The following is a 13,664-nucleotide window of genomic DNA, read 5'->3' as shown; positions in this document are numbered from 1 at the left end:
CAGAAATGAACGCTATTTTTGGAGCTACCCGTGTTGCACGTTCAGCTCCAGCCTAAAGCTCAATCTCTGATTTAATGTAAGCCCTGAATGTAACTGGCCAATGCCTCAATGTCTTTATTGCTGAGCTTTGCAGCAATAGAGCGCATGATTTGAGCATCGCCATCATTGGTACGCAGCCCCTCTCGGAAATCGGTCAACTGTTTAGTCAGATAGGTGGCATGCTGTCCGGCTAAACGAGGAAATAACGCCGGAGCATTCCCAGATCCGTTGGGGCCATGACACCCCGTACAAGCAGGCATTCCCTGTTCTAACTTACCACCACGAAATAACTGCTCCCCCGAGACCACTAAGTTAGGATCGGCAAATCCTGTAGTGGGCTTTTGCTGGGCATAGAAGGCCGCAATATCGGCTAAATCTTGAGCATTAAAATTAGCCAACATTCCCGTCATTTCTAGGATTTTACGGCCCGTACCCGCCGCCGCATTAGGTGCAGTACCGGCCTGAATATCTTGTAATTGCTTGAGTAAATACCCTTCACCTTGACCGGCCAGTTTAGGGAAATTCGGAGCTGGGCTATTGCCGTCCATGCCATGACAGGCGCTACACAGGACAACCTTATCCTTGCCTGCTTGAGGATTGCCTTCAGCATGGGTGATGGTCACTACACCCAGAGTCAACAACAGACTCACGAATACTTTATTCATCGGTTCATCCAACGGCTATCAGGTTTATAAGAAAATTATTGTGTCTGTGCGCGAGCAATCGCCGTCACGGCTCAAATACACCACCCCTCATGAATCTCTCAACGCCTTAGTGATCCCTTCTATCCTCAACAAGGCATTGACAAAACAAGGCGTATTTGAACATGAACATTATATACTGCCCCCCTAGAAACCCAAACGAAGTGTTGCCGCATCCAGCCTCCCCCCGCTGCCCTCACGGAATTACCTCATGTCCTCCAAAAACCCATTGCGCGCCCTGTGCCAGCAAGCACGCTTTACGCTCAGCGCCGCTAAAGTCAACCAATGCCCCGAAGATAGGGGCTGGGAAATCGCTTTTGCCGGACGCTCTAACGCAGGGAAATCCAGCGCCCTCAATACTCTGACCCATGCTCAACTAGCCCGCACTTCTAAAACGCCGGGACGCACTCAGTTACTTAATTTTTTTCGCTTGGATGATGAGCGCCGCTTAGTGGATTTACCCGGTTACGGCTACGCTAAAGTCCCTATTCCGCTCAAACAGCACTGGCAACAGCACTTAGAGGCTTATCTGGTACAACGCCACAGTCTGAAGGGGATTTTTTTGATGATGGACGTGCGCCATCCGCTGACACCCTTTGACCAGATGATGTTGGAGTGGGCGCAATCGACCCAAATGCCCATACATATCCTGCTTACTAAAGCCGATAAGCTGGCTTTTGGAGCCGCTAAGACCACCTTGCTGAAGGTACAGCAGCAAATCGCCAGTTTAGAAGCGGATATCAGCGTTCAGTTATTTTCTGCCCCTAAGCGTCAGGGAATTGAGGAGGCTTATGAGGTGATGAGCCGCTGGCTAGAGTTGGCCACACTGCCCAGTGATCTGCCTCTATCGCCTAAGGAAACAGAGCACTGAGCCAGCCGCAGCGATGGCACTAACGCGCCAAGACTTTCCAAGGCTTGAGCGTCCAAAGGGTATGGATTTGAGCGCTCATCAAATCCTTATCACCTAAGGAGTACAACAACATATCGTGCAGTTTGGCTAGCTCACCATACAGGCGATCAATCTCAGGTAACTCCAGCACTGAACGCCCAAAACGCAACCAAACCAGCAGACGCTCCATGCGCGGTAATTGCTCCGCTAAGCTTAAGGGCTGGCGCTCATACTGGGGTAAACGTAGGGCTGCGCTTTCTTCTGCCAACTCACGCGCCAACCAACGGCCCAGCTCGGTGTTTCCTTGACGCTGGCCCCGCTCAGTACGTGGTTGCGTCCACTGACGACTGATAAGCCAGCGCGCCATCTGCAAAGAGAATACCCCCCAACGGGTCTGGGTTAACTCTGCGTTAAAGGCCGCTTCAGCGGCTTGGCGCTCGTGCTCATGCTGTTGGCCTTGCACACGCCTTGGCTGCCAATCGGCTAACAGGGCATCCAGTTGGGCGCGCAGGTTGTGGGTACTGGTGCGTGGTGCGACCAAGCCCAGGCTGCCTAATAAAGCGCGTAGATCGACTAAACACTCAACCCAGCTTACCAAAGCACTCCAGCGACGACTGTTATCATATTCTTCAGCCAAACGCTGGCTGTTACCCAGTAAATGGCTGCCCAATAAAGCAATGCTGTCATCGACTGAGGCGCTGGCTTCTAGTACAGGAGGCACTAACAAGCGGCTAGTACGTGCCTCTTGTAAACGATAACCCCGTTCTGCCTTGCTAATATCACAGGGCATCACTGGAAGCTGCTGGGCTAATTCTAAGGCTAAATCCAATAATGCCAGAGACTCCCCCTGACGCAGCTCCAGTTCTAACTCACAAATTTCTTCGTGGCGCTCGCCGGAAATAACCTGCCCCAAATCCAAAGCAGCCTCTACCCTGATCTCAGTCTCGGCCACAGACCAGCTTAAATCGGCTTTGGTGCGCACAAAATCGGTGGTGAAAATCGGTTGTAGGCTCTGGCGATCCAACTCAGCCAGACTGGCGGGCCAACAATCATCCGTAAGCAGCTTAGGGTCTAGCGTGGGTTGTTGCAGATACCAGTCCCACTCATTGCGCTCAGACAGCCCCGCCACACTTTGGCCGCGACTTTTGAGGGTTTGGATAAACTGTTCCCCATCTCGGCGCAAACGCAACGCAACCTGAGCTTTGGCCAAATCGAGGTTAGGAGTATCGTAATATTGATTATAAAGAGGATGAGTCAACCAATCCTGTTGCAGGCGTTGCGTTAAAATCGGATGCTGACGCAAAGCCTCTAGGGTGTCGCGGCTAACGCGCAATTTAATTTCTGTTTCTTTTTGCATGTGCCAAGAGAGCCCGTTATTCGTTACAATAAAATGACATTTAATTGACAGATCCATTCTGTTTACAGGCATGCCCTCTGCGGCTGCTGGATAAATTTCATGCCAATCAATCCCTTTGTCAGCCTGTTTGGGCGTTCTCCCATTGAGCCAATGCAACAGCATATGGCTAAGGCTCACGAGTGTGCCGCTCACTTAATCCCATTATTCCAAGCCGCCATCACTGAAGAATGGCAACAGGTTGAGTTGATTCAAACTGAAATGGCTCAATTGGAAGATGAGGCCGACAAACTCAAGAAGAACATACGCCAACATCTGCCTAAAAGCCTATTTTTACCCGTACCGCGCTCAGATCTGTTAGAGCTTTTGAGTGTACAGGACAAAATCGCTAACCGAGCCAAAGATATTGCGGGATTGATGGTAGGTCGCAGAATGCACTTGCCACCAGCCATACACCCAAGCTTACTGGCGTACGTGCAACGCTGCGTAGAGGCCAGCGCTCAAGCTCTTGAGGCTTTGCAAAAGCTGGATGAGCTGTTAGAGGCCGGCTTTAGTGGCCGAGAGGCTGACCTTGTGGCCAACATGGTACAGCAGATTGAAGCCATTGAGCGCGATACTGATCGTTTACAGGTCGAAGTTCGTCGCACCCTGTACAGCCTAGAAGCTGATATGCCCCCCGTTGATGTGATGTTTCTCTACCAAATCATCGAATGGATTGGTGATGTCGCTGACCGCGCTGAACGAGTAGGTAACCGCTTGGAGTTGCTGCTCGCCCGCTGATTTTCGCCTCTTTCTAGCTAGGCTTTACGGATCATTCTCTTATGTCTTTTATTGCAGATTATGGCTCAGTGCTGTTGGTACTGGCCTGTATCTTTGGTTTTTTTATGGCTTGGGGCGTTGGTGCTAATGATGTCGCCAATGCCATGGGAACCTCGGTGGGCTCTAAAGCCCTAACCATTCGCCAAGCCATCATGATTGCGATTGTATTTGAGTTTTGTGGCGCTTATCTGGCCGGTGGCGAAGTCACAGAAACCATCAAAAATGGCATTGTAGACGCTGAGTTAGTGCCCGCCCATTTGATGCTCTTAGGCATGATGTCTTCTTTGCTGGCCGCCGGAGTTTGGTTGCTGATTGCGTCCCTATTCGGCTGGCCTGTTTCCACGACCCACTCCATCGTAGGTGCGGTAATTGGCTTTGCTGTCGTTGGCGTGTCACTGGATGCCGTACACTGGAGCGCCATTATTCCCATTGTGGCCAGTTGGGTAGTTACGCCCTTTCTGTCTGGGATGCTCGCCTTTGGGCTTTTTATGAGCGTGCAGGCGCTGATCATTAATACCGATCAGCCGTTTCAAAACGCTAAACGCTTTGTTCCGCTGTATATGTTTGCTACCGGCTTTATGGTGGCGCTGATGGTGCTGACTAAAGGCTTAAAGCATGTAGGCTTGGAGTTAACCAACTTCCAAGGCTTTCTATTAGCCTTGGTGGTTGGGGGGATAGTGATGCTATTTGGCATCAAGCTGTTACAGCGCATCCAAATCGACCCTGAAGCCGACAAAACCTTCCATTTTTCCAGCGTTGAAAAAATCTTTGCCATTTTGATGATATTTACCGCCTGTGCCATGGCTTTTGCCCACGGTGCCAATGATGTCGCCAATGCCGTAGGGCCACTGGCGGCTATTGTCGGTGTTATTGAATCTAAGGGTGTAACGGATATCGCGGCCCAATCGGCCGTACCCGGCTGGGTTTTGCTACTGGGTGCTATAGGCATCGTAGTTGGGCTAGCCACCTACGGTTATCGCGTTATTGCCACTATTGGCCGCGAAATCACCGAACTGACCCCTAGCCGAGGCTTTGCCGCTGAATTAGCCACTGCCTCTACGGTGGTAGGCGCTTCTGCCATTGGATTGCCCGTTTCCACCACCCATACCCTTGTGGGAGCCATTTTAGGCATTGGACTGGCACGTGGCATTGGTGCCCTAAAACTGGATGTGATTGGCTCTATTTTTGTTTCTTGGGTGGTGACATTGCCGGTGGGTGCGGTGTTGTCCATTGTGTTTTTCAGCATCTTGCAATGGATATTTAACTAACCCTTCCCCAAGGGCACTGTGCTAGGGTTAGTCCATGACCCTATCCGCTGTAAATAGCACCGATTAGGGTATGTGTCTAAGGAGATAGCCGTGCCCTTACCGGACTTAAAAGCCCAATTCCAAGCTCTGATTGCTGCACCCTCGGTGAGCTGTACCCAAGCGGCACTGGATCAGAGTAATCAGCAGGTGGTTGAGTTATTAGCCGCTTGGCTAAGCGACTTGGGTTTCCACTGTGATCTGCAACAGGTTCGCCCGGGAAAATTCAATTTGCTGGCCAGTTACGGGCAAGGGCCCGGCGGATTAGTTTTAGCTGGACACAGTGATACCGTGCCCCACGACCCCTCCTTATGGACGACTGATCCTCTAACCCTGCGCGAAGCCGATGATCGCTGGTACGGTTTAGGCAGCTGCGATATGAAGGGCTTCTTCCCGCTGATTATTGCAGCGGTTAAACCCCTGTTAGAGCAGCCTTTTCGCCAACCGCTACTGATTCTGGCCACCTGCGACGAAGAAAGCTCCATGAGTGGAGCCCGTGCTTTAGCAGCGGCAGGTCAGCCTTTAGGACGTGCCGCCGTGATTGGAGAACCCACGGGATTGCGCCCCATCCGCCTACACAAAGGGGTGATGATGGATCGCATTGAACTGTTTGGCCAAAGCGGTCACTCCTCTAATCCCGCTTACGGACACAGCGCCCTAGAAGCCATGCACCATGTGATGGGGGCTCTACTGGAGCTGCGCCAAGAATGGCAGCAACGCTACCAAAACCCACAATTTAACGTACCACACCCAACCCTCAACTTGGGTTGCATCCACGGCGGCGATAACCCAAATCGAATTTGCGGTCACTGCGCTCTGGAGTTTGATTTACGTCCGCTGCCGGGCATGGAACCTGAGTACCTGCGCAGCATCATCCAGCAGCGTCTAACGCCCATCGTTGAGCAACATCAGGTGCGTTTAGAGTATCAGCCCCTGTTTCCAGCAGTACCGCCCTTTGAACAGCCCGCCCACACAGAATTGGTACGCCTCGGTGAACAACTGACCGGGCATCAAGCTGAAGCCGTCGCTTTTGGCACCGAGGCTCCCTACCTGCAACAACTGGGGTGTGAAACCCTGATCTTAGGGCCGGGCGATATTGCCTGTGCCCACCAACCGGACGAATATTTAGAACTGTCGCGCATTCAACCAACCCTTGAACTGCTGCGTGGTTTAATCCGACATTACTGCTTAGAGCCGGCTCAACCTCAGCCTACCTCAGGTCATTAACTCAACCATCACCATGGATTTGAAGACTCTGCCCATGCACGACTACGTTAATTGGCTTCGTCATTCATCGCCCTACATCAACGCCCACCGCGACTGCACCTTTGTCATCATGCTGTCGGGGGATTGTCTTGAGCACGCCAGCTTCCCCAACATCGTGCATGATTTGGTATTGCTGCACAGCCTAGGCGTACGTTTAGTGTTGGTATTTGGCACTCGTCCACAGATTGACCGTCGGCTGGCCAGCCTCGGTTTAAACGCGCGCTACCACCATGACCTGCGCATCACCGATGCTCAAACGCTGTCCTGCGTGATGGATGCGGTAGGCCATGTGCGCATTGCTTTAGAAGCTCATCTATCTATGGATGTAGCCCTATCTCCCATGCAGGGTGCTCGGCTGCGTGTTACCAGCGGCAACTTTGTCACCGCCCGTCCCATCGGTGTCTTGGATGGTGTGGATTACCAGCACACCGGCGAAGTGCGGCGCATTGACCGCAAGGGCATCAATCGTTTGCTGGATGAGCGCAGCATCGTACTGCTGTCTCCTTTGGGCTACTCGCCCACCGGCGAAGTATTCAATCTGGCCTGCGAAGACGTAGCCACCCGCGCTGCCATTGACCTGCAAGCCGATAAACTAGTGCTCTACGGCAGTCACCTTGGACTTATCGACCAAGCCGGGCATCTGGTACGAGAACTTCGGCCACAGCAAATTCCCCCTCATTTGGCCCGTTTAGGCAGCGACTACCAAGCCGAGCTTTTAGACGCAGCAGCCCAAGCCTGTCGTGGCGGAGTGCGGCGTACTCATCTGGTCAGCTATGTGGAAGACGGCGCTCTATTGACCGAGCTGTTTACCCGCGACGGCAGCGGAACCTTGGTCACTCAAGAGCAGTTCGAGCAAACCCGCGAAGCCAGCATTGAGGACGTGGGCGGGCTGATTGAGCTGATCAGACCTCTGGAAGAACAGGGCATTTTAGTGCGCCGCTCCCGCGATGTGTTGGAGCGAGAAATCAGCCAATTCAGCGTGGTAGAGCGCGACGGCATGATCATCGCCTGTGCTGCTCTGTACCCTATCAGCGGCTCACAAGCTGGGGAGTTAGCCTGTTTGGCGGTAAATCCCGACTACCGCCACGGCGGCCGAGGCGATGTGCTGTTAGAGCGCATTGAATACCGTGCCCGTCTGTTGGGCTTAAAAACCCTGTTTGTGCTCACCACCCGCACTGCCCATTGGTTTCGAGAGCGTGGTTTTGAGCCCAGCGGGGTCGAGCGTTTACCCGAAGCCCGCGCCCAAATGTATAACTATCAACGCAACTCCAAGGTGTTTGAAAAGGCGCTCTAACCGCTTACGGCTGGGGTTGGCAAATCCAGTGCAGATAGCGCCCCAGCCCTGAAAATACCGGATGTTGCCGATAAGCCAGCTCCATCTCCAACAAATCAGCGGCCTGGGTTTTATTTTGAAACTCAGGCGGCATAAAGTCGTGGAAAACCCGAATACCGCTACGGCTTAGGATGTTCCAATGCGGTTCTATCCATGCCTGAAGCTGGCGCGGATCAAGGGGTTGTTGAGGAGTCAGGCTTTGCTTCTCACCAGCCAGTTGATTAGTCCGCAGCTTCTTAAAGTGTCCCTTAAGCAGATTGCGGTACACCAAGGCATCCCGATTATAAAAGGCTAAGGACAACCAACCCTGATCAGAAGTCATGCGGCGCAGACAGGGCAAAATGGCCTCGGGCTGGGCTAACCACTCCAGTACCGCATGGCACAACACCAAGTCAAAAGGCTCGCTCAGGTGCGACTCCAGATGCTGCCAATCCGTATGTACAAAGCGCGCCGAACACCCCGCCTTCGCAAATAAGGCTTGGGCTCCTTCTAGCATGGAAGATGCAGGCTCGGCCAAAGTGACTTGATGCCCCTGTTGAGCCAGCCATAACCCCATGTGCCCCAATCCTGCGCCCACATCTAAAACCCGCAGCGGGCTCTGAGGTAATAGGCTTTGCAAATCCGCTTGTAATACGGCTAAGCGAATTGCACCCTTAGGGCCACCGTAGATTTTCTCAGCAAAACGCCGTGCTAACTGATCAAAGTGACGATCCTGCATTAAAATAGATCCATAGGTACGGGCATTTCTTCGGTAATCGGCAAGGGCGTATCGGGCACTGAGTTGCCAAAGCTGCTACCACCGCCACTGGGACTAGGCTCTACCATGGGTGGGGGCGTATCTTCGGCTTTAAAAAGCTCAAAATAGCCCCGCGTTGAACGTGGGGAAGTCATGCGCCCGCTGTAGGGGTCAACGCGTATCTGCACCAATCCAGTCGGTTGTGGCGGCTCAACTTCGGGTCGTCCCTCTAATACAGCGCCCATATAATGCATCCAAATTGGCAGTGCTACGCTGGCTCCATACTCTCGGTCTCCTAGGGTTTGCGGTTGATCAAAGCCCGCCCACACCGTGGTTACAAAGTCTGGGTTATAGCCTGAAAACCAGCTATCCACGGCATCGTTAGTGGTGCCAGTTTTACCGGCTAAATCGTGCCGCCCCAACTCTAACGCCTGACGGCCCGTTCCGCGTGTAATCACATCCTTTAACATGCTGGTCATGATGTAGGCAGTGCGCTCATCAATAGCTCGCTCAGCTCGTCGCGGCACCGCAGCAGGATCACCTATCGTCAGTGGAGTATTGGGAACAACAGCAGTAGCCTCCAAAGGATTTACGGGAGCCTCTGCGGGCAATGCCTGTGCCGGATTGTTTTGGAAAATCAACTTGCCTTCGTTATTTTCGATACGGTCTATCAAGTAAGCATCGACCTTATAACCCCCATTCGCAAATACAGCCCAACCTGCTGCAATTTCCAAGGGCGTTAAGGCAGCAGATCCCAAAGCAATGGAAAGATTGCGCGGTAAATCCTGCCGGTTAAACCCGAATTTAGTTAGATAGTTAAGGGCGTAATCCATGCCGATGGATTGCAACAAACGAATAGACACCATATTGCGTGAACGGTACAGCGCCTCCCGCAAACGAATCGGGCCTAAAAAGGTGTTGTTGTCGTTTTTGGGCCGCCATACGCGATCCATACCTTCTTCAAAAAACACCACCGGAGCATCGTTCACCAAGCTGGCGGCGGTATATCCTGCATCTAAAGCGGCACTGTAGATAAAAGGCTTAAAGCTCGATCCGGGCTGACGTTTGGCTTGGATGGCGCGATTATAGTGGCTTTGATCGAAGGAAAAGCCTCCGACCAAGGCTTGAATGGCACCGTCTTTGGGGGATAAGGAAACCAAAGCCGCCTGCACCAGCGGCACTTGGGTGAACAGCGGTTGCCCTTCTGCCCAACAAATACGAACCACATCCCCCTGCCGTACCACCGCAGCCGGTGAGCGCGGAGCCGCCCCTGTGCTATTAACAGAAATATAAGGCCGAGCCCACTGCATACTTTCCCAAGCCACATTGTGATACAGACCATCACGGGTCATGACCTGCACACTACTACGCCCGACCTGAGTGACTAAAGCGGGCTCTAACCCCGACAAGGTTTTGTAATTGCGAGCCAACTGCTGCAAAGCATCTTGGGTTGATTTACTTTGAATCCGTCCTTCTGGCCCTCGGTAGCCATGCCGCCGGTCATAGTCCATCAATCCTTCCGTCAGTGCTTGAATCGCCCACTTTTGGCGCTGCTCTGTGACAGTGGTAAATACTCGAAAGCCATCGGTATAAGCCGTAGCTCCATAACGCCCCACCATCTCTGCCCGCGCCATTTCCGCGATATAGGGCGCATCTAATTCTGGTTGAGCCACGTGATAACGCGCATTTACCGGCTCAGCCAAAGCCAACTGATAGCGCTCATCGCTCAACATACCTAAGCGATTCATACGCCCTAAAATCCAATCACGGCGCTCTTTACTGCGTGTTGGGTTATTCAGCGGATTAAATGCAGAAGGTGCTTTAGGCAAACCGGCGATCATGGCCATTTGCGCCATACTCAACTCAGAAATAGACTTGCCGTAGTACACCTGAGCGGCGGCCTCAATACCGTAAGCTCGGTTGCCTAAATAAATTTTGTTGACGTATAGCTCGAAGATTTCCTCTTTCGTCAGCTCTCGCTCAATTTGCAACGCCAACAGAATTTCACTGATTTTGCGCGAAAAACTACGCTCACTGGTCAAAAAGTAATTCTTGGCCACCTGCATAGTGATGGTACTGCCGCCGGTCTGAATATGCCCCGTTTTCAGTAATTGACTGGCCGCACGCATCAAGCTGCTGGGATCTACCCCGCGATGATGGGCGAAATTATCATCCTCAGCGGCTAAAAGCGCATTAATGAAATCTTGCGGAATGTCCGCATAACGAACGGGGCTACGCCGCATTTCCCCGTACTCAGCAATCAACTTGCCGTCTTGGCTATAAATACGCAGGGGCACCTGAAGCTGGATACTACGCAACGCCTCCACAGAAGGCAGACTGGGGCTTAGGTACAAAAAGGCTCCACTCAAACAGAGTACTAACCCCGACCCCACGGCTAACAGCGTCCAGAGAACAAACCTTAGAAAAGCAAGCATAGATGCAACACTCTATAACAGGCTAAATACCTAATCGGGGATAAAAGGGCATCCCTCAATGGCGGATTTAAACACCCGCATATGATCTAGGCATACCTAACCTTTACACAACAAAAAAGATACATTTGCGACAAAATCCTTTGGGGAACGGATAGGATCAATAGGGCCAAGAGATCAACAAGCGCAGAAACATTAAAACGATGTGCTTATGTATGGTCTAATAAAAATCAGGAGATAAATATTAACCAATACAGCATAAACCTACTTAAACAAACAAATAGCGGCATGAGTATGCCGCTTAAAAACAATAAATTACGAATAGAACATTACCACTATCTACATGACCCCGCACCCTAAGCACTAGATAAAATCCTTATGCTATATGCACATAGATAGATTATTTCATTTGCTAAGACAGATCTTATACCAATAAACACTACAGTAATCAATCCTGTAATAATGGCACACTTAATAGCAGATGCCTCTACACACACCTCAAAAAACCCTCTAAATCTGAGTGAGGATGATATAAATAACCAATCTGCGCTTTTATATTAAGCTTTATTTAGATTTCTTATCACAATCTTTTAAACTTAACCATTAGTGTTATTCTTACATTAATCTCAAATATTGCAGTATCTATTGAACATCATATAAAAATATTTATAGACTGACTACAAAGTACACTTCAAATTTAACTCCCCTCAAAACTGATGGGTTTATGGGCAGTCCATTTTTTAGCAGGCTATTCGTCTCAGGATGGGCTTTACCACCGCTCATTTTTAGCGCTTACAGGAAAAATGTTAAAAACTCCTCCTAATGCCAACAAAAATCCGAGGGACTTTTAACTAAAGTCAAAGCGCTATGAGCTATCGCGGAGTGAATATAGTGTGAAACTCTATACGCCTTACTCCCTCGCGTAACCAACCATAAAAACAGAGATCCATCAGCATTTTCTTTAGTGTCAAAATGACTCCTACTATGAAATATTATGCCTAAACTACAGGTCAGCGATTGAGCAGGTCAAAGAAGTGTTAAATCTGTTTTCTAAGTACTTAAGACCTTTTTCTGCCTCATCTTTACTGAATTTGCTTGTACACAGGAATCCTTAAAATGGATCTTTTTCCCCGTACGTCCCGCAATCTACTTGGGATTGATATCAGCTCTAGCTCGGTCAAGTTGCTGGAGCTCAGCCTTGCAAAGGGACGTTATCGGGTCGAATCCTATGCTGTTGAACCCTTACCCCAAGGAGCAGTGGTTGAACGCAATATTATGGCGTTAGAAGGGGTTGGATTGGCGATTTCAAAAGTGGTCACCAAATCGGGTACTAAGGCGCGCCTGGCCGCAGTAGCTGTGGCTGGAGCTGCCGTTATTACCAAAACCATTGAGATGGATGCTGCGTTTAACGAGGACGAACTGGAAGACCAAATTCGCTTTGAAGCAGATCAATACATTCCCTATCCCTTAGAAGAGGTCGCCCTCGATTTTGAGGTTTTGGGATCTACGCCTAAAAACCCTAATCGTATCGAAGTACTATTGGCAGCGTGCCGTAACGAGAACGTCGAAGCCCGAGAAGCCGCTCTTACTCTGGGTGGACTTAAAGCCAAAATTGTTGATGTCGAAGCTTACGCTTTAGAGCGCGCCTACCAGTTGTTAGAGCCGCAACTGGTTCAAACTCCGGGGCGCGGCAACCTGACGGTGGCCATTGTGGATATCGGTGCTACCATGACGACCCTAAGCGTACTTCATAATGGTCGAACGGTTTACAATCGAGAGCAGCTATTCGGTGGCCTGCAACTCACCGAGGAAATCCAACGGCGCTATGGGCTCAGTTGGGCGCAAGCGGGATTAGCCAAAAAACAAGGGGGGCTCCCCGAAGACTACTACACGGAAGTGCTGCAACCTTTTAAGGAAGCCCTCGTGCAACAAGTTTCTCGATCCTTACAGTTCTTCTTCGCCTCCAGCCCCTTTGGTGATCTGGATTGCATCCTACTCGCTGGCGGTACAGCAGCTATCCCCGACTTAGATCATCTGATACAGCAGCGCATTGGTACTCGAACCCTAGTCGCCAATCCCTTTGCAAATATGGCACTCAATAAAAGAATCAATGCGGGAATGCTTGCCAGCGATGCCCCTGCGCTGTTGATTGCCTGTGGTTTGGCTATGCGGAGTTTTGACTAACGTGGTGCAAATAAACCTTCTTCCTTGGCGTGAGCAGCGACGAGAACAACGTAAGCGCCGATTTTTAGCCGCTCTAGGAAGTAGTCTAGCCTTGGGTATCGGGTTAATCGTCTTGGCCGACCAATATTTTAACTGGGCCATTGAGCAGCAAGAGGCGCGCAATAACCTACTGCGCACACAAATAGCTCTACTCGATAAACAGATCAAAGAGTTCAACGAGCTGCAAAAACGCCGCCAGCAATATCTGGAGCGCATCAAGATCATTCAAGACCTACAGGTTCGCCGTCCCATCGCAGGACACATCTTTGATCAGCTTATTCGGACGTTGCCCGATGGGGTGCACTTTACCGAGTCCAAGATGACCGGAAATACCCTATCTTTAACAGGGATTGCCGAATCTAATGCGCGGGTGTCTAGTCTGATGCGCAACCTAGATGCCTCGGCATGGCTCAGTGCTCCTAACCTCACCGAAGTAAAGGCCATTAACCTAAAAAATGGTCGGCAAGGCAGCCAATTTCGCCTGACTGTACAACAGGTGCAGCCTCCACCAGAGGCCTCCTCAAGTAGCTCTGAAGATTCATACCAGCTCTCAGTTCAGTAACACTCT

Annotated in this window: 11 protein-coding genes; 7 read left to right on the top strand and 4 right to left on the bottom strand. The window is 51.0% G+C overall.

Annotated features, from left to right (window positions below; genetic code table 11):
* Positions 1-71 precede the first annotated feature (71 nt).
* Complete coding sequence (locus LX59_RS07975; protein ID WP_144571325.1) at positions 72-704, bottom strand: c-type cytochrome; 633 nt, start codon at positions 702-704, stop codon at positions 72-74.
* Positions 705-951: 247 nt separating this feature from the next.
* On the opposite strand from LX59_RS07975, the gene yihA reads away from it, so the two are divergent.
* On the top strand, positions 952-1,611 hold the full coding sequence (yihA, locus tag LX59_RS07970; protein ID WP_144571324.1) for a ribosome biogenesis GTP-binding protein YihA/YsxC: 660 nt from the start codon (positions 952-954) through the stop codon (positions 1,609-1,611).
* 19 nt (positions 1,612-1,630) lie between these two features.
* On the opposite strand, the gene LX59_RS07965 is transcribed toward yihA, so the two are convergent.
* On the bottom strand, positions 1,631-2,986 hold the full coding sequence (locus LX59_RS07965; RefSeq protein ID WP_144571323.1) for a CYTH domain-containing protein: 1,356 nt from the start codon (positions 2,984-2,986) through the stop codon (positions 1,631-1,633).
* A 99-nt stretch (positions 2,987-3,085) separates the two neighbouring features.
* On the opposite strand from LX59_RS07965, the gene LX59_RS07960 reads away from it, so the two are divergent.
* The 4 genes from LX59_RS07960 (at position 3,086) to argA (ending at position 7,666) form a co-directional block, all read left to right on the top strand.
* The gene (locus LX59_RS07960) at positions 3,086-3,763 is read left to right on the top strand and encodes a TIGR00153 family protein (RefSeq protein ID WP_144571322.1); all 678 of its coding nucleotides are present in this window, start codon (positions 3,086-3,088) and stop codon (positions 3,761-3,763) included.
* A gap of 41 nt (positions 3,764-3,804) precedes the next feature.
* Entirely contained in the window at positions 3,805-5,070 is a 1,266-nt protein-coding gene (locus tag LX59_RS07955) for an inorganic phosphate transporter (protein ID WP_144571321.1), read from the top strand.
* A 90-nt stretch (positions 5,071-5,160) separates the two neighbouring features.
* Complete coding sequence (argE, locus tag LX59_RS07950; RefSeq protein ID WP_144571320.1) at positions 5,161-6,333, top strand: acetylornithine deacetylase; 1,173 nt, start codon at positions 5,161-5,163, stop codon at positions 6,331-6,333.
* A 34-nt stretch (positions 6,334-6,367) separates the two neighbouring features.
* On the top strand, positions 6,368-7,666 hold the full coding sequence (gene argA, locus LX59_RS07945; RefSeq protein ID WP_144571319.1) for an amino-acid N-acetyltransferase: 1,299 nt from the start codon (positions 6,368-6,370) through the stop codon (positions 7,664-7,666).
* A gap of 4 nt (positions 7,667-7,670) precedes the next feature.
* Here argA and LX59_RS07940 read toward each other — a convergent pair whose 3' ends face one another.
* The gene (locus LX59_RS07940) at positions 7,671-8,423 is read right to left on the bottom strand and encodes a methyltransferase domain-containing protein (protein ID WP_144571318.1); all 753 of its coding nucleotides are present in this window, start codon (positions 8,421-8,423) and stop codon (positions 7,671-7,673) included.
* Entirely contained in the window at positions 8,423-10,876 is a 2,454-nt protein-coding gene (locus LX59_RS07935; protein WP_144571317.1) for a penicillin-binding protein 1A, read from the bottom strand. The genes LX59_RS07940 and LX59_RS07935 overlap by 1 nt, the downstream gene beginning before the upstream one ends.
* Before the next feature lie 1,113 nt (positions 10,877-11,989).
* Here LX59_RS07935 and LX59_RS07930 point away from each other — a divergent pair.
* Complete coding sequence (locus LX59_RS07930) at positions 11,990-13,057, top strand: pilus assembly protein PilM (protein ID WP_144571316.1); 1,068 nt, start codon at positions 11,990-11,992, stop codon at positions 13,055-13,057.
* Between the two features lies 1 nt (position 13,058).
* Positions 13,059-13,658 (top strand): PilN domain-containing protein, encoded by a 600-nt coding sequence (locus LX59_RS07925; protein ID WP_144571315.1) that lies wholly within the window; start codon positions 13,059-13,061, stop codon positions 13,656-13,658.
* Positions 13,659-13,664 lie beyond the last annotated feature (6 nt).

This window comes from Azomonas agilis (assembly GCF_007830255.1).
Taxonomy (GTDB): Bacteria; Pseudomonadota; Gammaproteobacteria; order Pseudomonadales; family Pseudomonadaceae; genus Azomonas; species Azomonas agilis.
This window is presented reverse-complemented; position numbering and strand designations above follow the sequence as displayed.